Raw genomic sequence first — 20,785 nt, 5'->3', positions numbered from 1 at the left:
AAAATCTATTACCTATCAGCAAATAAACCCAAACTCCTTCCTGTAATATCGTTGGTTTGCAGCATCAAGCACCACTGTACAACCACAACACAGAAAGGAGTCTGACGTGTCGCATCAAGCCACTGCCTCCGGCAACAATGCCTGGCAGCGCATCCCGCTTTGGCAGAAAATCCTCACCGGCCTGGTACTTGGCGTTCTCGCCGGCGCCCTGATGGGCAAGGACGCCAGCATCTTCAAACCCCTTGGCGATATCTTCATCAATGCCATCAAGATGCTGATCGTGCCCTTGGTGTTCTCCACCCTGGTAGTCGGCATCACCGCCATGCGCGATCCCCAGAAAATGGGGCGCATCGGGGCACGCACCATCGCCCTGTACCTACTGACCACGGCCTTCGCCATCGCTATCGGCCTGCTCGCCTCCTGGATATTCCAGCCCGGCGTCGGGCTTGAGATGAGCTTCGAATCCGGCGTCGAGGCCAAGGAGGCGCCGAGCCTAATCGACATTCTGGTCGGGCTCGTGCCCCAGAACCCCATCGACGCCCTGGCCAGCGGCAATATCCTGCAGATCATCGTCTTCGCCATCGGCCTTGGCATCTCCCTGACCCTGACCGGCGAGAAAGGCGAGCCCACCGTGCGCGTCTTCGAGAGCTTCGCCGAGGCCATGGTCAAGCTGACCAACATCGTCATGGCCTTTGCGCCCTTCGGCGTGTTCGGCCTGATCGCCCACGTGGCCGGCAGCTATGGCCTCGACGTGCTGCTGCCCCTGGCCAAGGTCATCGGCGTCGCCTACCTGGCAAGCGTGCTGCACGTGCTGCTGGTCTACTCCGGCCTGCTGGCCCTGCTCGGCCGCCTGAACCCGCTGCGCTATCTGCAGGGCATTCTCGACGCCCTGGTGGTCGCGTTCTCTTCTGCGTCATCTTCCGGCACCCTGCCGGTCTCGCTGCGCTGCGCCCAAAAGAACCTGGGGGTTTCCGAAGGCGTGGCGGGCTTCGTGCTGCCGGTTGGCGCCACCATCAACATGGACGGCACCGCCATTTATCAAGGCGTGGTGGCGGTATTCATCGCCCAGCTGCTGGGCGTCGACCTGAGCATGGCCGATTACGGCATGATCATCGTCACCGGCACCCTGGCCTCCATCGGCACCGCTGGCGTGCCCGGCGCAGGGCTCGTCATGCTGTCCATCGTCATGGCCCAGATCGGCCTACCGCTGGAAGCCATCGCCGTGATTGCCGGCATCGACCGCATCCTCGACATGGCACGTACCAGCGTGAACGTGGCCGGCGACCTGATGGTCACCACCCTAGTCGGCAAGAGCGAAGGCGAACTCGACGAAACCGTCTACAACACCCGCCACAAAAGCTGATCAGCGCCTAGGCTGTGTCTGGAAAGTCGACGAGCGAAGGCCAGACAAGGCAAAAATCGGCGAAAGAGCGGAGTTTACGGGGTGTAAATGAGCATCTTGAGCCGATTTTTAACGCCGCATGGACGAGCGCAGTACTTTTTCAGACATTGCCGAGTCGCCGCGCCCACGTACCGGGCGCAGTGCACTCTCAATAGGCCGTTCACATCCACGTGCCTTCTCCTTCGCCTGCTTCCCCTTTCAGGTACTGCTCCGTGGTTAGCAGAAACAGCCGGCGGAACAGTTCATGAATCGCCTCCTCGCGCTTGAGCGCCAACAATTCCTCGTCTTCACCATCAGACGAGGCGCGACGCGGGTATTCCCAGGCCAGGCGCACAGAGCCAGAGCTTGAATCACGAATCTGCAGGCTAGGATTGGCTCCCTTGAGACGGGTATCGATCTGATAGGGCATGACGCTCTCCTTGACAGGACTAGCAAATGATAACGATTGTCATTTGCAATCTAGGCATCCCTACGGATTCTGTCAACGTCATCAGCCCTCACCGGCCCTTCTTTTAAACGCTACTCAATCATCGCCTACGCTCGGCGTGTCGCCGTGCATCAGCAGGCAGACCTTCTTGCCTGGCCTAGCCTGACGTTGCCAATGCGCTACAGGAGGGCTAGGTTATTGCACGAACATTCAATAAAAGAATCCTCATGAAACACCTTCCTCGTCTACCGCTCGCCGCCACCCTCGCGCTTGGCATCACCCCGCTCGCCGCCCAGGCCGACGCGCTCGAACAACAGCTCACCGACCTTCAGGGCTTCCAGATCATCGCCCACCGCGGGGCCAGCGGTTACGCCCCGGAGCACACCTGGCCCGCCTACGACAAAGCCCGCGACATGGGCGCTGACTACCTCGAGCTGGACCTTCACATGAGCGCCGACAACCGGCTGATGGTGATTCATGACGACACCCTGGATCGCACCACCAACGGCGAAGGCAACGTAAAGGATCACACCCTTGAAGCGCTCAAGGCCCTGGATGCCGGCTCCTGGTTCAACCAGGCTCACCCCGAGCGCGCCGATGACGCCTACGCCGGCGCCCAGCTGCTGACCCTGGACGAAGTGATCGACCGCTACGGCGACGACGTGCGCTACTACATCGAGACCAAGTCGCCCGAACGCTACCCCGACCTGCAGCGCGCCCTGGTCGAGACGCTTGAAGCAGAAGGCCTCGTGGATGCCGGCTCCGTGATCATCCAATCGTTCAGCCAGGACAGCCTGCAGCAGATCCATGCGCTCAACCCTGACATCCCGCTGGTGCAGCTGGTGTGGTACTCCACCACTGAAGACAGCGACGGCCTCGTCGAATGGACCGGCGTGACCCCGGCCCCCGCTGAGATCACCGACGCCGACTTTCAGGCCATCGCCGACTACGCCGTAGGCATCGGCCCCAACGTCACCTACGAAGACCGGGACGTTATGGATGCCAGCTTCGTCGACCAAGCCCACGCCAACGGCCTGCTGGTGCATCCCTATACCATCAACGAACCGGAAGACATGCAGCGGCTGATCGACTGGGGCGTCGACGGCATGTTCACCAACTTCCCCGACCGCCTGAACGCCATCGTGGACTGAACCCGCACCCAATCTCGCGCTCGCACGCATAAAACCGGCCCGGGAGCTCTCTCCCGGGCCGGCCTTTGCATGGATACCTAAGCTGCCTGGGCGGCAGCGAACGGCTGGCGCTGGCGGTTCTCGGCGAGCCACTTTTTCTGAGCTGCCTGGGCGGCAGCGAACCACATCGGAGGCGGAGGCGGTGAAGGGGTCCTTTTCTGAGCTGCCTGGGCGGCAGCGAACGCGTCTCGGTGCCATCTGTTCCATTGCGGCCGTTTCTGAGCTGCCTGGGCGGCAGCGAACTACGGCGTCGGCGTTCGCTATGGGGCGTGGATTTTCTGAGCTGCCTGGGCGGCAGCGAACGCGATGATCAAGCGTGAGCATCTGGCCGGCCTTTTCTGAGCTGCCTGGGCGGCAGCGAACTTGAACTTGGCGTAGTAGCGTCCCTGATCTTCATTTCTGAGCTGCCTGGGCGGCAGCGAACAATGCCGCCTCGCGCAATATCTGCGTCGTCATTTTCTGAGCTGCCTGGGCGGCAGCGAACATTCGACTGAAGTAACGGCACGCCCATTGCTGATTTCTGAGCTGCCTGGGCGGCAGCGAACATCGACACGATTGAGGGTGCCCTGACGAATATGGTTTCTGAGCTGCCTGGGCGGCAGCGAACCTCCAGGGCGAGCGGCATGTCTGCCACCAGCATTTCTGAGCTGCCTGGGCGGCAGCGAACGACCCGATCAAAGCGCTCAAGCTTCTCGGGGTTTTCTGAGCTGCCTGGGCGGCAGCGAACCTCATGAGCCGCCGACCCTTGGGCCGGGTGTATTTCTGAGCTGCCTGGGCGGCAGCGAACGCAGCGGATCGCCTTGTTTGTGGAGTGGCACATTTCTGAGCTGCCTGGGCGGCAGCGAACCAAAGATCCTCATCAATCATCTCCATCCATCATTTCTGAGCTGCCTGGGCGGCAGCGAACCCGCTTCTGCTCCTCGATGCAGGCATGGACGTTTTCTGAGCTGCCTGGGCGGCAGCGAACACGTCGTTGATGTCCTCGAACGTGGCGTACTTTTTCTGAGCTGCCTGGGCGGCAGCGAACTCCAAGCATTCAAGGAGCGCACCGAGCTCTCCTTTCTGAGCTGCCTGGGCGGCAGCGAACCTCGCACACTCGATACCTATCGCAGCCGCGAATTTCTGAGCTGCCTGGGCGGCAGCGAACGCGCTGGCGTTGCTCTAGGCGCCGGCCATTGATTTCTGAGCTGCCTGGGCGGCAGCGAACGATGTAAAGGCAGGCAGCGCAGAGCCGATCGATTTCTGAGCTGCCTGGGCGGCAGCGAACATTCGACACGGGCACGATGGCCCCGTCCTTCATTTCTGAGCTGCCTGGGCGGCAGCGAACGTGTCACTGGCCTACGGCGTGGTCGAGCGTCATTTCTGAGCTGCCTGGGCGGCAGCGAACCAGCGGCAACTGCTCCCATGCTGTCAGCACGGTTTCTGAGCTGCCTGGGCGGCAGCGAACGGTACCGCAGGAGTGCAAGGACTGGGTGGAATTTTCTGAGCTGCCTGGGCGGCAGCGAACACCCTCGAGACGGCCAGCGCTCTTGCTCTGGTTTTCTGAGCTGCCTGGGCGGCAGCGAACCGCGACTACTACAGGAAGATGACGGAGCGACATTTCTGAGCTGCCTGGGCGGCAGCGAACTATGAGGGTGCTTATTGCCTGTGAATACTCGGTTTCTGAGCTGCCTGGGCGGCAGCGAACCTCGACTACGCGAATACCGTAGGTGCCCAGGTTTTCTGAGCTGCCTGGGCGGCAGCGAACCGATGCCGATAGCCTGACCGCGTTCCCCTCCTTTTCTGAGCTGCCTGGGCGGCAGCGAACCGCAGATACTCGGCCCAGCGCCCCTTATCGCATTTCTGAGCTGCCTGGGCGGCAGCGAACTTGACGGTGTTGAGGTAATGCTTATTGCGGTATTTCTGAGCTGCCTGGGCGGCAGCGAACTAGATGGTAACTCCATCCACCCATTTTTGGTCTTTCTGAGCTGCCTGGGCGGCAGCGAACGGATTCCGGACCTTCGTGGCGAGTTTCTGCGCTTTCTGAGCTGCCTGGGCGGCAGCGAACACATTCTCGCCGATATCCGTGAGGGGCGGGCGCTTTCTGAGCTGCCTGGGCGGCAGCGAACCGCTACGCGGTGATCTTCGTCGGGGTCCCATATTTCTGAGCTGCCTGGGCGGCAGCGAACCAGCACGGCATCGAGCAGCTTGTCTCGGTACCTTTCTGAGCTGCCTGGGCGGCAGCGAACGCCGCGGGGCGCTTTCAGGGCTCACGCTCACATTTCTGAGCTGCCTGGGCGGCAGCGAACCCTTTGTAGACGCCGACCGCGTCACCGCCGAGTTTCTGAGCTGCCTGGGCGGCAGCGAACACCACGGCCTTGGCGAGGCGGTGGCTGATGCTTTTCTGAGCTGCCTGGGCGGCAGCGAACGGCGGCGAGCCGGCAACGGCCGAGCGCTTCCATTTCTGAGCTGCCTGGGCGGCAGCGAACAACATGCTTCAGCGCGAGCTGCTCGCCGTGCTTTTCTGAGCTGCCTGGGCGGCAGCGAACAGGAGTACACGCTGGCCGAGTTGTCGGAATTGTTTCTGAGCTGCCTGGGCGGCAGCGAACGCTGACTAGCTCGACCATGCTCCCGCAGTAGTTTTCTGAGCTGCCTGGGCGGCAGCGAACTCGCATTCACCCTCCATCAGCGCCTCGAGCTTTTTCTGAGCTGCCTGGGCGGCAGCGAACACGGGAGGAGAGAGCGATGACGGAATGGAGTGTTTCTGAGCTGCCTGGGCGGCAGCGAACCTTGGCGTGTCTGCACAGACCGTGCAGCAATGTTTCTGAGCTGCCTGGGCGGCAGCGAACCTGGATGCCTATCTGAACGAGCATCGCAAGGATTTCTGAGCTGCCTGGGCGGCAGCGAACAGGATGATCTCGATAGCCCTGTTGGTTTCGCATTTCTGAGCTGCCTGGGCGGCAGCGAACGAATCAGTGCGGCCGCCGCCGGCACGCCGGTTTTTCTGAGCTGCCTGGGCGGCAGCGAACGTGACGCCCTCGGCCTCGGCGGCTTTTCGAGCTTTCTGAGCTGCCTGGGCGGCAGCGAACCGCCTGACCGGCGAGGCCGCCGCCCATGCCTTTTTCTGAGCTGCCTGGGCGGCAGCGAACTTGCCCCACTGCTCGACTAGCTGGCGGGCTTGTTTCTGAGCTGCCTGGGCGGCAGCGAACTCCACCTAAGCCTATTCCCCTATCAGCAGCACTTTCTGAGCTGCCTGGGCGGCAGCGAACAGCAGCCAGGCGCACAGCGAGGCGCTAGAGATTTTCTGAGCTGCCTGGGCGGCAGCGAACCTGCGCCGAAGTGCGTTGCAGCCCCTCGCAAATTTCTGAGCTGCCTGGGCGGCAGCGAACTGGCCGCAGCCCCCGCCGTGGTGGGCCTGCTTTTTCTGAGCTGCCTGGGCGGCAGCGAACGAACTCGCCGTTATGGGCGTGGCGCTGGCCCTTTTCTGAGCTGCCTGGGCGGCAGCGAACGCTATGCTTCGCATTGGAACGTCACGTCCCAATTTCTGAGCTGCCTGGGCGGCAGCGAACTAGGCCTTGCGCCCACTCCCCTAGCTTCTCCAGTTTCTGAGCTGCCTGGGCGGCAGCGAACGGCATCAAGGATCTGATCGCCGAGTTCCAGGTTTTCTGAGCTGCCTGGGCGGCAGCGAACGTGCCGGTCACGTCGACGCGCGGCAGGTCATCTTTCTGAGCTGCCTGGGCGGCAGCGAACTTTCCCGGGGCATTCATGGCCGCGCTTGCAACTTTCTGAGCTGCCTGGGCGGCAGCGAACTCGGGCCGTGCCTTTATGCACGACGTGAAAGCTTTCTGAGCTGCCTGGGCGGCAGCGAACCTGCTGCTGACGCGATAGATAGGGGGTTGTATTTTCTGAGCTGCCTGGGCGGCAGCGAACTGCGCGGTGTGCTTGGCCATGGCGTCGGCCATTTTCTGAGCTGCCTGGGCGGCAGCGAACCCCGACTCATACCCGCCCGACTGGCGCGGCTGTTTCTGAGCTGCCTGGGCGGCAGCGAACCCCGCGATAGCGGGCAGGAAAAACCGGATAGATTTCTGAGCTGCCTGGGCGGCAGCGAACGTTTTGCTCGCCCGCCGTCTCGCCGGGAGCATATTTCTGAGCTGCCTGGGCGGCAGCGAACACGTCATGCTGCCGGTGGCGCGTGATTTCAGCTTTCTGAGCTGCCTGGGCGGCAGCGAACGGCGACTTTCGGTCACAGCAGGTGTCCGGCGATTTCTGAGCTGCCTGGGCGGCAGCGAACCCCTGTATCGCGGCGACGCGCTGGCCCTCGCGTTTCTGAGCTGCCTGGGCGGCAGCGAACTCGAGTATCTGGATACTTTCGCCGGTATCTAATTTCTGAGCTGCCTGGGCGGCAGCGAACCTTCCTGGGCGGTTGTGCGCTACTGCTGAACATTTCTGAGCTGCCTGGGCGGCAGCGAACTCTGGCGGGAGGCCCGCAAAGTGCGGGAGCAATTTCTGAGCTGCCTGGGCGGCAGCGAACGCGGGCCTTGCGATCTTCTTCGCGCTCGATCCGTTTCTGAGCTGCCTGGGCGGCAGCGAACGACCAAAACCAGCGATTTCAGCCAGCGCGATCTTTCTGAGCTGCCTGGGCGGCAGCGAACTTGGGGTGTGCGAGCAACTTCGTCGTACCAGTTTTCTGAGCTGCCTGGGCGGCAGCGAACGCCTTGTTATCCACGAAACGAGACTGCCGGGCTTTCTGAGCTGCCTGGGCGGCAGCGAACGGCTCTCCACATCTCATCACCACCTGCGATCATTTCTGAGCTGCCTGGGCGGCAGCGAACTCCTTGTAAGCCTTATAGCGGCTGTCGGCGATTTTCTGAGCTGCCTGGGCGGCAGCGAACACGACCTCGCCGCGTATCTCGCTGGGAGGCGCTTTCTGAGCTGCCTGGGCGGCAGCGAACGGGGTCAGTGCCGATGGCGAACACCATGGCGATTTCTGAGCTGCCTGGGCGGCAGCGAACTTACTGCCGCTGTTGTCTAGCGGCAGGGTCATTTTCTGAGCTGCCTGGGCGGCAGCGAACGATACCTCAATAGAAAGAGCCCGTCGCACAGATTTCTGAGCTGCCTGGGCGGCAGCGAACCACGGCGCTAAATCCAGAGTCCACAACAGAAATTTCTGAGCTGCCTGGGCGGCAGCGAACGACCTCGTGCGACTCATGCCCGGTCGCCTCCTTTTCTGAGCTGCCTGGGCGGCAGCGAACTGAGCGCGAGAAGTTCCTGACCCCGCGCTTGTTTTCTGAGCTGCCTGGGCGGCAGCGAACGCCCGTTCGGCTGAGAATAGAGCGGGCATCGGTTTCTGAGCTGCCTGGGCGGCAGCGAACATCAAGAATGACCGGCTAGAGATGGATGAGTTTTTCTGAGCTGCCTGGGCGGCAGCGAACGGGCATCCACCAGGCCATTCAGCGAGTGGGTTTTTCTGAGCTGCCTGGGCGGCAGCGAACTGATGTGGTTGGCGCAATCGTCGGTGATGATTTTTCTGAGCTGCCTGGGCGGCAGCGAACGGCTGCGTTCTTGATGTCGCCATCGCCCAGCCTTTCTGAGCTGCCTGGGCGGCAGCGAACGAGCAGTTCAACGCCGCTATGGCGATGATGCATTTCTGAGCTGCCTGGGCGGCAGCGAACTTGCGCTTCACCACGTACAGCCGATGGCTGAATTTCTGAGCTGCCTGGGCGGCAGCGAACTTTCGGTATCGGTAAAGAGGAGTACGAGAGAATTTCTGAGCTGCCTGGGCGGCAGCGAACGAGTACGCCCCCGGCGTCTACTCCACAGCAGCATTTCTGAGCTGCCTGGGCGGCAGCGAACTGGAAAGGCAATAGCAGGGACAGCATGGGAGATTTCTGAGCTGCCTGGGCGGCAGCGAACTGCGCGGGGCGTCACGTCCGGCCCGAGGATTCTTTCTGAGCTGCCTGGGCGGCAGCGAACATTGCTGGCCGTTGATGTTTTTGCTGATGTACTTTTTCTGAGCTGCCTGGGTGGCAGCGAACCAAAACGTCGCCGCCGTCATGGGCGCCCTGCGTTTCTGAGCTGCCTGGGCGGCAGCGAACCCACTTTCTCGAAACCGGCTCCATTTCCACGGTTTCTGAGCTGCCTGGGCGGCAGCGAACTCGACGGGCGCCGCGACTGGCCGGGCGATGAATTTCTGAGCTGCCTGGGCGGCAGCGAACAGCGACAACTGGCGTCGGGATGGCTGGGACCATTTCTGAGCTGCCTGGGCGGCAGCGAACAACGACAAAGGCTTGCTGATCGGCGAAGAGAATTTCTGAGCTGCCTGGGCGGCAGCGAACCAGCCCGGCGACCAATGCCGACAACGCTGCTTTTTCTGAGCTGCCTGGGCGGCAGCGAACTCATGCTGGCCGCGCCGTCCATAACCGGAAGTTTTCTGAGCTGCCTGGGCGGCAGCGAACATCGTGCCGGGTCTCATCGCCCGCGCCATCGATTTCTGAGCTGCCTGGGCGGCAGCGAACGGGCTGCTTACTGCGTGTTCCGCAAAATCTCATTTCTGAGCTGCCTGGGCGGCAGCGAACTCCGCCTGACTGAATGTGACGGTGTGCTTGGTTTTCTGAGCTGCCTGGGCGGCAGCGAACTTCAGGTGGTCACTGACGGCCCGCGCTCCGATTTTCTGAGCTGCCTGGGCGGCAGCGAACAGCACCCCATGTCGTCGCGCTCTACGGCTGCGTTTCTGAGCTGCCTGGGCGGCAGCGAACAGATCACTGGCGTCATGTGGCAGTGGTTCAGCTTTCTGAGCTGCCTGGGCGGCAGCGAACACGGCGGCATAGGCAAGCACGCTGGCTTGCTTTTTCTGAGCTGCCTGGGCGGCAGCGAACATTTCCTACCGGTTACCGCGGGCGCGGGTGATTTTCTGAGCTGCCTGGGCGGCAGCGAACAGTACCGCATCAGCGTCGATCTTGACCCGCTCTTTCTGAGCTGCCTGGGCGGCAGCGAACCACCGGGGCGTAATCTGGTGGGCATCGTAATATTTCTGAGCTGCCTGGGCGGCAGCGAACCCAGCATTGTGCGGTACGGGCTTTTCCTTCTCTTTCTGAGCTGCCTGGGCGGCAGCGAACGTCTACGACTACCCACGCACGACGCCGGACAATTTCTGAGCTGCCTGGGCGGCAGCGAACCGGGGGGGGGGTGGTCGCTGTGTTCTGCGACTTTTCTGAGCTGCCTGGGCGGCAGCGAACGCGGCGCTAGCAGCGGGATACAGCATTACCGTTTTCTGAGCTGCCTGGGCGGCAGCGAACTAGAGCCTTTTCAAGCTAAACCTCTGATTATTAAAGAGCAATAGCCGTAAAGCGCGACGCCTCCCTTTTTTCGGAGGCGTCGCTAACTCATTGTTTTTCCGAGCTCTATAAAAACGCTCGGAAAAAGGGTCAGAACCAGGGCACGGTTGCTTCCGTGCTCAAGCCATAATGGTTAAAGCGCCCGGAGCTGGGTTGTGGCTGCGCTTTGCCATGCTCAATAAACAAGGCGAACCGCTGCCCGCTTGAACGGCTACTGACTTGCACGAATGGCAAGGCGATTTGACGTTCAGCAGGCTTTTCCATCAAACGCTGGGCTTCGTCGATGCCGATGTCGTGACGCTTGGCATACCGCTTTGCCCGGCTGGGGCTTCCGGTATTGAACTGCTTGCGCCGAACAACCCGGTAACTCACCTTTTCTGGCACCGACTGGACGACTTCGAGTTGCACATGGTCCCGCATACCCGTCAGCCAGGACACAGCCATCAGTTGTTCCAGCCGTTCCTTGCCGCTATGCAGCCGCAGTCGGTTGCCCGGCGTGCGAGCACGCACGCCGTTTTTGTGGTCCGGCAGGCTAATGCCGATGTCATTCGCATCCAGGTCATAAAGGGCCCGGTGCAGCTTGCTGTAAAGCGCACCCATCAACATCGCTTCCGGAAAATCCGGGTCGGGTCGCAGGCGAATGTCGAGATAGTGATCCATGGCTTACCCCGCATCGCCGAAGACACCGCCACGAATCAGCGTGGCCATGACGAAGTGCTGCTGTTCGGCGGCAGGCGCCTGATCCTTGAGCAACCAGTTATCCAGCAGTGAATAGAAATCCACCTTTTGCTTGGGCTGGCGGTAGGCGCTGCCCTGGGTGGTCACGGAGCCGTAGGGCTCGATAGCGATCGGGCCGAGGTCGCTGTCATCGCTGGGTGCCGGGTACCAGGTATCAATGGTGCGAATGGCATTGCCCAGCTTCTGGGAGTGGATGGCGGCGTTATCGTTATCACCGATCTTGTAAAGCGTCTTGCTCTTGTCGCCGCGCGAACGATCCAGAATCAGCTCCTGCGAGGGGAAGACTTCCTGACCGGCACCCACTCGGGCGAACGCCACCACATCCAGCAGCAGGTAGCTCTTACCGGCAAGCGCATCATTGATCAGCCCACCAAGTTCGCGCGTGGCTTGGCTACCCTCGAAATCGCGCAGCGAGTAGTCGAGTGCGTTGAAGGTCCACGTCTTCTCTGTCTGGCCACCCTTCATCTGGCTGACCATGACTTCCACTTGCTCGGCACCCACACGGTTACGCCACAGGAAACGACCGTTGGCGAGATTGCAGGCATAGCGGTGTGCGAGCTCTCCAAAGCCATGCTCGCTGACGTAGCCGTCAACGGTCTGCTTCAACTTGCGCTGGTACTCGGCGTTATTGCAGGCCGAGGGCTTACCGGCGCCCGCCAGTACCCGCAGGGTAAAGCGGACGGCCAGGGTGTCGGCACTATGAGGCAGCGCGGCGACGTCGACGGTCTGCAGGTTGGGGTTCTCGATGGCTGCATCCAGCTTGGCCGGGTCCTGGTCCTTGACCTTCAAGCGATTGGAAATGGTGCCGCGTACCGATTTTTCGCCAACGGGGATGCTGCTCCACTGATTATATTGGTCCCGCTCATCCCAGTTGCCGGCGCTGAACAGTGCATCGGAGGGGTCGAGCTTGCGCTCGAAAGCGAGGACGGAAGCGGTCTTGAGAGTATCGTTCTTGGCCATGATGAAGCTCCTTGTCATTCGACGTGTGCTGTGGCGAGGCTGTAGTCGTTATTCAGCCGATAGCTTCCTGCCTCTAGGTCGTTGTCGACGTACCAGAGCAGCGCTTCGGGGTCTTGGATGCGATGGGGGCTGACCCATTCGCCAATCGAGTAGAGGCTTTCGACAAACTGAAACAGCGTGTCGGCATCGCGAGCGTTGGCCACTTCACCGGCCTTAAAAAGCTCGGAGATGGCGCTATAACCGACGGGGATCGGCACTAGCCAGCCGGGATAGGGGCGACGAATCCCCCAGTGCACCGCTTCCCTTTGCTCGCCGTCTTTTGCGTTTGTCTCTTCTACAACCCGGCATTCGTGGTTTAACCGGCAGAGATCGAGCCAGGCATCCAGCGCAGTCGCTTGATCGTTCTGCGCTTGAAACATCGCGGTGTGCTCGACCAGCCGATCATCGCGCGACACCAGCGCAAAGCCCGGCAACAGCCGGCGTTTGATTCGGCGCCACTGCTTGGCGTTTTCGTCCTCGCTGGCATCGAAGCTGATCAACGCTGGGCGGTGGCGCCGCTCGCCGGGTCGAGACGGCATCACACTGCCGCCCGCAATGCGCATGCCCAACACCTGATCAAACAAGGTTTGGGCGATTACCTGGCGGCGTTCAGCACTGCTCAGGTCATCGCCTTCGGACTCGACTCCCACCAGCAGCGAGATTTCCAGGTGCGCGCGGCCCTCCTCGACGATGGCTGCTGTGCCACCGGATTTATCCACCGGGTTGCGAGTGAGATGAAAGGCGCGGGTAAAGCCCCCCTGCGTGACCTGGGGCTCAATGTGATGACACACCACGCCGACCTCGTTGAAGACCAGCTTGATGTCATCGGGCAGATTACGCTCCAGCGCCTGCATGGTACCCATGAAGGCACTCATGGCGGGAAAGCCCCAGGTCATCGGGCTTGAAATGGCGTTGGCGTTTTGAATACGCAGCCGGGGAAGCACCAGAAGGTGATTGATCATGCGGCTTCTCCTTCCGGGTCGTCGGGATCATCGACGTCATCGCGCAGTGCATCCTGCAGGTCGTCCACCTGGCGGCGGAACTCGGTCACCATGCCCTCGAACTGACTCTTCCAATGATGATGTTCCGCATCACCAAAGCTCAGTAGGCTGTTATGGTTCAGCTCACGATTGAGCCAATTGGCTGCGCGTGAACTCACAGCTTCATGCCAGTCGTTGCGGCGGCGGGCATCGTCGAAGTCGGCATCCTCCTGCCCCCGCAAAGGGTCCAGCCAATACTGCTCCTCCTGCGCGAGCTGGCACCTCTCATCAGCTGTCCAGCCAGGCGCCAGCGAATGGATATCGAGTGTGAACAGCATCAGCTCATCGACCAGCATCGCGGTCAGGTCATCGCGCATATCGAGCGCACCCCTGCTCCTGGTGCGGTCTGTTTCCAGAAGGCGTTTCAATTCGCCAATAATCCTCCGGACCTCTGGACGACCCTTGAACGCCTTGAACACGTCGCGCATCGGGGCATAGACCTCGCGTGAGGTCCAGGTAGGCGGCAACGAGGCCAGCAGGTAATTCTGACCGCCACGTTCGCTATTAAGCTGAGAGATATTCTGCGGCTTGGTGCCACCAAGCTTTTGTACGGCAAGGTTGGGATAGCTCGTGTAGCCACCTTCGAAGGCGGTTCGTTCACGCAACGCCTTACGCGCCGCCTTGTTGTGATCGCCAAAGAACCAGGTGTTGGGGCTGACCTGGGCGTAGAAGCGATGCGTGAGGGCGGTGGCATAAAGAGGCGCCAGCAAGTGATAACTGGCGTTGTCGGTTGGCTCATCACCGACCAGCCAGTAAATCTGCTTGCCGCGCGCATGCGAACTGGGAGTGCCCTTCGGTTCGACGATACCGGCGAAAGCATGCACCCAGGCTTGCGCCTCGGCCCGATCCTCACTTAGCGCGTCGATCAGCGATTCATCGTTCTCGAGTGCTAGTTCCAGCAGCGAACCCCCTTGCCATCGCAGTTTCAGGAATTTATAGACATCCAGCGCGGCGGCATTGCCAACGACGTCACCCTCGAAATCAGTGGGCAAGCAGTGGCTTCCGACCCCCTCTTTCCCGTGAAGTTGACCGGGCTCGACATAAAGGTTGGTGCCCTTCGCCTCAGGATGGATCGCCTTTAGCGAGTGCGTGACGACCTGCAACTGACCGACACGCCGCGCGGCATCGGCCAGCCAGGTCTGCAGTTCGAACTGTTGCTGCAGCTTGAGATAGGCGGGATCGTCCGGCGCGAGCTTCTCCGTTTTGGTGGCAAAACGGTCATGGACAAACTCCTGAATGAGCCCCTTCAACGATGTCGGTGGCGAGCCGTCAGTTTCTTCGCTCATAAAGCTCCCTTTGCGTTGCTCTACATTATTTTTTACGTACGAATCCCAGCGCTGGATGAAAATGCCAGCCCTGCGGAGCGCGGTTCGTTTTTAGGCGAATGCGACCGAAACGATGTGCGCAGCGCTCAATATCCATGCCCATCGCGTCGGCCTGATCGGCGAGCGCGGCCATATAGTCCGGTTCGTTCCACGGCGTGACACGCGGATGGCGGATGGCCTCGTCCGGCAATCGATCCAGCTCGGATTCGACGGGCACCAGCCGCTCGTCCTTGCCTTGCCGGTCGCTGCGCCAAAAGCCGAATTCCTCTTCGTTTTCGTCTGGCAATAGCACGAATTCGCTGTCTGCTTCGTTATCTTCGCGAAAGGGCTGCTGCTGTATCGGCACGGCGCCGAGCGTCATCGCCGGCGTGCGATAAAACAGATAGGCCCCCAGTTCGGTCTGCTGGGGTTCACCCCGTCGCTTGCGCCGCCGTTGGCCGGGAGCAGATGCAGCGCCCTCGACCATCAGCGACGCTAGGCGAGCATGTTCGAGATCAACGAGTTTCTGAGTGGGTTCCAAAGCTTCGGCCGGCAGCAGACGGGGGCGTGAGTCAATAGAATCAAACTCCTCCTGACGCAGTAGCGTTTCCAGCCGGTGTTGACTCAGCGGCCAGAGTTTTTCGGTTTCAAAGCCCGGACGACTGAAGGCTGCTTGCTGCCGTTTGAGGGACTTCACGTTGGCATTGAGCAGCGCGATGTTCGGCGTCTTGACCGGCGTTGGGCGATGCCGAAGCACCCGACCGGCGAGCTGGATGATCGAGCGCATCGAAGATGGCTCGACGATGGCCCAATCGTAATCGTGATCGCGACCAACTTCCGTGACGGGTGAACCTAGCACCAGGAATAGCTGATTCACTGCCTCGCTACTGTCCAGTCGGGAGCGAATATCGGGCAGATCGAAGACGGCGTTTTCATCGCGCCGGTCCAGTGCTCTGTCGAGCCGGGCTTCCAATCGCGAGCGCAGCACCAGAGGATACTGCGAGTGATAAACGCACAGATGGATCTGGTAGCCACTGGTAATGTCGGCGCGATATAGCGCCTGGGCCACGGCGACCAAGGGTTCGATGTTGGCCATTCTCACGAGGCCGAAGCTGACCCTTTTTTGGCTATGCGGATCAACACTGTGATGCTGCGCATGAAGTGTCAGCGCTTCACTGAGTAGGGTGTCAGCCACCACTTGATGAACGGCATCCGGATGAGCCGACGGGGCGATAAGAGGCACGATTCGGCCGCGCCTCACCGCTGGCTGCTTGCTCAGCTTGTCGGCTCGACGGCGGGCAAAGGCATGATGCGCGGCGTCAAACGCGATGCCATCATCACCGTCGCTGTGCGTACAGCCATGCTCATCGAACCAGGCACACACTGGATGGACCGGCGCCCCCGGGGTGCCACGATGGCGCTGATACTCGGCCCTCCCGCTGAGATACGCTTCAAACAGGCCGCGCACCAGCGCCGGTGGCAAGGTGGCAGATGAAAGCAGCACTCTTGAACCAAGCATGCCTGCCCAATAGACGAGCCGAGTCAGCGCCGGAAGGTCAGCGGTATCGAAATCGTCGGGCTCATCAAGCACCAGGTCACCGCTCATCAAGCGCAGCATCGGGGCGATCTGATGGCCGCCTCGCAGGCTTTCGGTAGCGGGCATCAGGTGATCGACGGTGCACACCAGGATCGGCGCATTGATCAGCCCTTGGGTGTGAGGGTCGGCAACGGCCTTAGCTAGCAAGGGGTGATCACCGAGATTGCCTTCGAAATGCACGTGGGCTTGTTCATCCAGCAGGCTGGCACGAGATTCAGAGCCGCCAAAATCGCGCTGCTGATGCTCGAGCTGTTGTTGATTGAACAGCGCCCTGCTGGCTGAGCCGCCGACGCGAATGGCGAGATCGTCGCTCCCCAGCCCCAAGCGCTCGCGATAGGCCTGACCGGTTTGCAGCGTCAAGGTGCGAAGCCCCAGCGCGATGGTGAAGCGCGCCCCCGACTCTGGGTCGCTCAACGCATAGAAGATCCGGCCGTTGGCGATGGTCTTGCCACAGCCGGTCGAAGCCATATTGATGCCGAAAAAACCCTGGCGATGGCTCTTATCACGAAGCCCGGTTGCCAGGTCGAACGCTTTGTCCTGCCAGCGAAAGCGCGCATCACGGCTGCGCGCCTTGAAGCCCTTGTGTCGAGCAATCCTGGGTAGCGCTGTCTCCATTCCCGGCAGGTGGTGTGTAATTTCACCGACGCTTCGGGTCACGCCGAGCAAGTGTTCGGTCAACGGTTGGCTGAGGCGCCGCTTACCTTGGTGATTGGACGTATTGGCGTAGAAATCGAGCGACCATTGGCCATTCAAGCGCCCCTGGTCCTTGAGGCTGGAGTAGTAATGATCGCCCAGCATCAGCGAAAGTCGGGCCAGATGCATGACGTAGGGCGACTCGAGCGGTGACGCGTCGCTGCGTATCTGCTGAAGCTGGCGTGCCAGGCGCCGGCTGCGTTCACGCCAGGCCGCTTCGGTGACCGGCAGGCCATGCGGAAATGTCCAGTAAGGGGCCACGCGTTCAAAGGCCGCTGGTTCCACCCGCTCGTTCCAGGCGGCAGTAATCGCCTGGGGAAGCGTGGGCAGGTTTCCCGCGTTCAGATGGGCTCTGGCGCCCACCCATTTCTGGGCGCCAATTTCATCGGTGGCGGGCAGAGCCGGCAGCCGGTGGTGACTGACGACCAGCCAACCAATCGCCGCCGCCAGCGGTGGCAATTGGCTAAACGGTGCACTGTCGCTGGCAGATTCATCTACGCCATCGCGAATCAGACGGTTCAGCCAGCAAGCATCGTCTTCCGCGGTTGGCTTTTCTAGGCGTGCAAGCCAGCTGGGGTCGTCATCTTCGCCGACGAACGCCTGTAGCAGCCGTAGTGACACCCACTCATGGCGGTAACGGTTACGCTCTTCTAAACGGCCATTGAGTCGATCCTGAAACGCTTGGCTGGCTTTTCCGAGGTCGTGCAATAGCGCGGCCATGGAGGCCAGCAGATGAATCAGCTGGCCGCTGTGCCAGTCGTTCTCGTCTTCCGTACGCAGGATATTACGCCGCGAGGTATTGGTCGGCGCACCGCCGCGAGCGTTGAACTGGGAGGCATCGCCCACGATCCACAAAAGCTCGCTGTGATCGTGACCACGGATCCAGTGGCAGGCGACGGCGGTATTCTTGCGGGCGGATTGGCGCAGCAGTTTGCGGAGCGTGTCGAGCCCAGCCTTAGTAATCGGGGTTTGCCAGGTGCGCTCTCCGCGCCGCTCGGCAAACTGGTCGAGAACGCGGCGTGTCTGCTTCAACGCGTTCTTGCGACACTGCGAGACCAGAAGCACATTCATACCAGCGCCTCATTCCCAAGGCGCTCGGCCGTCGATTTCAGCGTGTCGATCATGAAATCGAGCGCTTCGACCTGCGTGAGCCGGTCGATACAGGCCTGGCGAAACTCCTGCTCCTCGTCCCCGCGGCTTGCGGAAATGAACGCCTGCGGCAAGATCACGGCATCCTTGATCAGGTCGGCAACATCGAATACGAGCCCACCGCGTCGCGTTTTGCCGTGCAGTACTGCCAGTCCATGAGGAATACCCAGCACCCAGGTCGCGGTGGCGGCCAGCCCGTAGGCCAGGTAATTACCGTGGTCGAGAAAACGGTTGGCCGGGTCCGCCCCTTGCCCACGTTTGACGCGGGTAAACTCGCCGTAGTCGGCAGCATGGCTGGCCAGCCGGAATAGCTGCTTGGTGAGTCGGGCTTCTTCGGTCAACAAGGCGGTGGTGTCGGCAGCAAGATCGATCGCTTCTCGACTGCGGGTCATCAGCATGCCCAGCTCGGCCTTGCTCGGGGTGAAGCCGCTATCGCGCTGGAAGCGCGGTTCAAGCCAAAGGCGTTCGACCTGAGCGAGTCTGGCTCGTTGGAAACATCGCGCCGCTTCCAATCGCTTATCGTCATCAAACCAGAATCGCACCCAGTGCTGCAGGTATTCGGTGGGTCGGTACTCACTCTGCGGCGTCAGCCAGGCGACATCCACATCGACTTCGTTGGCCGCAAACAGCGGTGTCCCGCCGCCGCCGCAAAACCCCACCAACACGCCGGCCTTGGCCAGCTCACGCATGGCCGCCTGAGTGATAGACGTCCCTGTTCCCAGTAACAGTGACGTGGTATTGGCAATCGGAATATTCCAGTAACGCGAGCGCTTCCCTTCATCGGTGACGTACTCGACGCGACCGCCATTAACCAGCACACGACAATGCTGAAGGTAATAGAGGTTAGCCCGCTTGGAATGCAGGATCGTCTTCATGTCGCTAGGGGAGAAGTCATCCATGACTAGTACCTGCCTGCTTATGCCAATCGGAAGGGGTAAACCATCTAAGCATTCTGCCGCTCTGGTGTGCTACTCCCCCTTGGTCAACGTCGACCGCTCTGCTCGAATGTAGTGATGACTGGCGGCTTCCTTCTTTCTCGCCCTCTAGCCTCAATAGCAATTGTTATGTTATAACCTTCGCTCTCGTTTCAAGCCACCGTTTCAAGCCCAATCCTAAGAGATCGCACCATGGCACATCGCCACCACCACCGGCCGGAAGGCCCCTGTCATTTCTCACTGATGTCGCTGTCCTGGGCGCGGCGCCTGCTGCTGGCTGCGGCGCCGCTGGCGGTGCTGTGGCTCGCGGTGTCCTGGGCCGCAGGGTGGTGGTCCTGATGGCGCGCCTGGCACTGCACGATGTCAGCCTCGCCCAGGGCGGCCGTACCGTGCTCGAACACGTCGAGGGACAGTTTCCGGATGGCGCCATCACGGCGCTGATCGGCCCCAATGGCGCAGGCAAGAGCACGCTGATCCAGGGCATCATGAGCCTGCTCAAACCCTCCCAGGGTCGCATTGAGTGCGCCGTGCCCAGGGAGCGCCGAGCCTGGCTGCCCCAGCAGCTGGCGCTGGACCTGTCCTTTCCGATGAGCGTGGAAGAGCTGGTAATGACCGGCACCTGGCCAAGCCATGGGGCGCTCAAGGGCTACTGCGGCCCCCACTATCGCAAGGCGCGGGAGGTGATGGCGCGGCTGGGTATCTCGCATCTGTCGCACCGTCCGCTGGGCGAGCTCTCCGGCGGTCAACGCCAGCGCGCCCTGTTCGGCCGCACGCTTATGCAGGAAGCCGAACTGCTGCTGCTCGACGAGCCCTTCGCCAATGTCGATATCGAAACCGTCGAGGTGCTGACTGGGGTGCTGCGGGACATGGCGCGTCAGGGCACCACCATCCTGGTGGTGCTCCACGATCTGGACCAGCTGACCCGGCTCGCCGACGAGGTGCTGCTGCTGGCCGACGGCCACGCCCAATGGAGCACGCCCCAGGCCGTTATCGACCACCGACAGGGCGGCCTGCAATCGCTGCCGCCATTGAAGCCGACTCACCCTACGGACGCGCCCCATGCTCGAACTGCTGAATAGCCTCTTCCTCGCGCCCTTCGACTACGGCTTCATGCAACGGGCGCTGGTCGCGGGGCTGGCACTGTCGCTGGCCGCCCCGGCGCTGGGGGTCTTTTTGATGCTGCGCGGCATGAGCCTGATCGGCGATGCCATGGCGCACGCCATCCTGCCCGGGGTGGCGCTGGGTTTTCTGATGGCGGGCTTCTCGCTGCCGGCGATGAGCCTGGGTGGCATTCTCTCGGGGCTGCTCGTCGCCGGACTCGCCGGCAGCGTTTCGCACATGAGCGGCCACCGGGAAGACTCGGCAATGGCCAGCTTCTTCCTGATTTCGCTGGCCGGCGGGGTGATGCTGGTGTCGCTGGGCGGCAGCAGCGTAGACCTGACCCATGTGCTGTTCGGTTCGATCCTCGCCGTGGATTCCACCGCCCTGGTACTGATCGCGGCCATCAGCACGCTGATCGTGGTGGTGCTTGCAGTGGTGTTCCGTGCGCTGGTGGTCGAATGCCTGGACCCGCTGTTTCTGCGCGGTCAGGGCATGGCCGGCGGCCTGGTGCATGGCGTCTTTTTGGGGCTGGTGGTGCTCAACCTGACGGCCGGCTTTCAGACGCTGGGCACCCTGATGGCGGTGGGCCTGATGATGCTGCCGGCCACTACTGCCCGTTTCTGGTCAAAGCGCCTCGAGGGGCTGATCGGCCTGGGCATTCTGCTGGCCATGTTCGCCACCAGCGGCGGGTTGCTGCTCTCCTATCACCTGGAACTGCCCTCGGGGCCGAGCATCATCCTGCTCGCCGGGGCCTGCTATGTGCTCTCGGCACTGCTGGGGCGCTACAACAGCCTGCTGGCGAGGCTTCGCCGCCGTGATGCACCGCTGGAGCCTCGCGAAGCCCAGTAGTGCCTGGCTCAAACCGACTGCTGCAGATGCCATCGTGCCGCGCACGGC

12 protein-coding genes and 1 CRISPR repeat array are annotated in these 20,785 nt (G+C 61.6%); of the genes, 5 read left to right on the top strand and 7 right to left on the bottom strand.

What is annotated here, in order from left to right; genetic code table 11:
• Positions 1-106: 106 nt before the first annotated feature.
• Positions 107-1,363, top strand: coding sequence for a dicarboxylate/amino acid:cation symporter (locus Q2K57_RS08315; RefSeq protein ID WP_304526619.1), 1,257 nt, complete (start codon positions 107-109; stop codon positions 1,361-1,363).
• Positions 1,364-1,562: 199 nt separating this feature from the next.
• On the opposite strand, the gene Q2K57_RS08310 is transcribed toward Q2K57_RS08315, so the two are convergent.
• Positions 1,563-1,811, bottom strand: a complete 249-nt coding sequence (locus Q2K57_RS08310) for a hypothetical protein (protein ID WP_304526618.1) — start codon at positions 1,809-1,811, stop codon at positions 1,563-1,565.
• Positions 1,812-2,056: 245 nt separating this feature from the next.
• Between Q2K57_RS08310 and Q2K57_RS08305 the strand changes: the two genes are divergently transcribed.
• Positions 2,057-2,980, top strand: a complete 924-nt coding sequence (locus tag Q2K57_RS08305; RefSeq protein WP_304526617.1) for a glycerophosphodiester phosphodiesterase — start codon at positions 2,057-2,059, stop codon at positions 2,978-2,980.
• Positions 2,981-3,054: 74 nt separating this feature from the next.
• Positions 3,055-10,293: direct repeats of the CRISPR family, unit length 28 nt; unit sequence TTTCTGAGCTGCCTGGGCGGCAGCGAAC.
• Positions 10,294-10,422: 129 nt separating this feature from the next.
• Here Q2K57_RS08305 and cas6f read toward each other — a convergent pair.
• Genes cas6f through cas1f form a run of 6 tightly spaced genes read right to left on the bottom strand, consistent with a single transcriptional unit; the run spans position 10,423 to position 18,751 of the window.
• Positions 10,423-10,992 (bottom strand): type I-F CRISPR-associated endoribonuclease Cas6/Csy4, encoded by a 570-nt coding sequence (gene cas6f / locus Q2K57_RS08300; RefSeq protein WP_304526616.1) that lies wholly within the window; start codon positions 10,990-10,992, stop codon positions 10,423-10,425.
• Positions 10,993-10,995: 3 nt separating this feature from the next.
• Positions 10,996-12,030 (bottom strand): type I-F CRISPR-associated protein Csy3, encoded by a 1,035-nt coding sequence (gene csy3, locus Q2K57_RS08295; RefSeq protein ID WP_304526615.1) that lies wholly within the window; start codon positions 12,028-12,030, stop codon positions 10,996-10,998.
• A gap of 14 nt (positions 12,031-12,044) precedes the next feature.
• A complete protein-coding gene (gene csy2, locus Q2K57_RS08290) occupies positions 12,045-13,031 on the bottom strand; it encodes a type I-F CRISPR-associated protein Csy2 (RefSeq protein ID WP_304526614.1) in 987 nt (328 codons plus the stop codon).
• Positions 13,028-14,395 carry a type I-F CRISPR-associated protein Csy1 gene (gene csy1 / locus Q2K57_RS08285; RefSeq protein ID WP_304526613.1) on the bottom strand — a complete coding sequence of 456 codons (1,368 nt, stop codon included), beginning with the start codon at positions 14,393-14,395 and terminating at the stop codon, positions 13,028-13,030. The genes csy2 and csy1 overlap by 4 nt, the downstream gene beginning before the upstream one ends.
• A 25-nt stretch (positions 14,396-14,420) precedes the next feature.
• A complete protein-coding gene (gene cas3f / locus Q2K57_RS08280; protein WP_304526612.1) occupies positions 14,421-17,774 on the bottom strand; it encodes a type I-F CRISPR-associated helicase Cas3f in 3,354 nt (1,117 codons plus the stop codon).
• On the bottom strand, positions 17,771-18,751 hold the full coding sequence (gene cas1f / locus Q2K57_RS08275; RefSeq protein ID WP_112056236.1) for a type I-F CRISPR-associated endonuclease Cas1f: 981 nt from the start codon (positions 18,749-18,751) through the stop codon (positions 17,771-17,773). The genes cas3f and cas1f overlap by 4 nt, the downstream gene beginning before the upstream one ends.
• A gap of 228 nt (positions 18,752-18,979) precedes the next feature.
• Here cas1f and Q2K57_RS08270 point away from each other — a divergent pair, with 228 nt between their 5' ends.
• Genes Q2K57_RS08270 through Q2K57_RS08260 form a run of 3 tightly spaced genes read left to right on the top strand, consistent with a single transcriptional unit; the run spans position 18,980 to position 20,737 of the window.
• Positions 18,980-19,126 (top strand): hypothetical protein, encoded by a 147-nt coding sequence (locus Q2K57_RS08270; RefSeq protein WP_181463118.1) that lies wholly within the window; start codon positions 18,980-18,982, stop codon positions 19,124-19,126.
• Entirely contained in the window at positions 19,126-19,866 is a 741-nt protein-coding gene (locus Q2K57_RS08265; RefSeq protein WP_304526611.1) for a metal ABC transporter ATP-binding protein, read from the top strand. Before Q2K57_RS08270 ends, Q2K57_RS08265 begins: the two co-directional genes overlap by 1 nt.
• On the top strand, positions 19,847-20,737 hold the full coding sequence (locus tag Q2K57_RS08260) for a metal ABC transporter permease (protein WP_112056232.1): 891 nt from the start codon (positions 19,847-19,849) through the stop codon (positions 20,735-20,737). The genes Q2K57_RS08265 and Q2K57_RS08260 overlap by 20 nt, the downstream gene beginning before the upstream one ends.
• The last annotated feature ends 48 nt before the right edge of the window (positions 20,738-20,785 follow it).

It is taken from the genome of Halomonas sp. I5-271120 (genome assembly GCF_030553075.1).
Classification (GTDB): Bacteria; Pseudomonadota; Gammaproteobacteria; order Pseudomonadales; family Halomonadaceae; genus Onishia; species Onishia taeanensis_A.
The sequence above is the reverse complement of the archived record's forward strand: the minus strand, read 5'-3'. Positions and strand labels throughout refer to the sequence as shown.

Excerpts from the sequence above, each read along its gene's own strand:
- Q2K57_RS08310 (WP_304526618.1), bottom strand. The coding sequence starts at position 1,811 with ATGCCCTATCAGATCGATACCCGTCTCAAGGGAGCCAATCCTAGCCTG.
- Q2K57_RS08305 (WP_304526617.1), top strand. The coding sequence starts at position 2,057 with ATGAAACACCTTCCTCGTCTACCGCTCGCCGCCACCCTCGCGCTTGGC.
- cas6f (WP_304526616.1), bottom strand. The coding sequence starts at position 10,992 with ATGGATCACTATCTCGACATTCGCCTGCGACCCGACCCGGATTTTCCG.
- csy3 (WP_304526615.1), bottom strand. The coding sequence starts at position 12,030 with ATGGCCAAGAACGATACTCTCAAGACCGCTTCCGTCCTCGCTTTCGAG.
- csy2 (WP_304526614.1), bottom strand. The coding sequence starts at position 13,031 with ATGATCAATCACCTTCTGGTGCTTCCCCGGCTGCGTATTCAAAACGCC.
- csy1 (WP_304526613.1), bottom strand. The coding sequence starts at position 14,395 with ATGAGCGAAGAAACTGACGGCTCGCCACCGACATCGTTGAAGGGGCTC.
- cas3f (WP_304526612.1), bottom strand. The coding sequence starts at position 17,774 with ATGAATGTGCTTCTGGTCTCGCAGTGTCGCAAGAACGCGTTGAAGCAG.
- cas1f (WP_112056236.1), bottom strand. The coding sequence starts at position 18,751 with ATGGATGACTTCTCCCCTAGCGACATGAAGACGATCCTGCATTCCAAG.
- Q2K57_RS08270 (WP_181463118.1), top strand. The coding sequence starts at position 18,980 with ATGGCACATCGCCACCACCACCGGCCGGAAGGCCCCTGTCATTTCTCA.
- Q2K57_RS08265 (WP_304526611.1), top strand. The coding sequence starts at position 19,126 with ATGGCGCGCCTGGCACTGCACGATGTCAGCCTCGCCCAGGGCGGCCGT.
- Q2K57_RS08260 (WP_112056232.1), top strand. The coding sequence starts at position 19,847 with ATGCTCGAACTGCTGAATAGCCTCTTCCTCGCGCCCTTCGACTACGGC.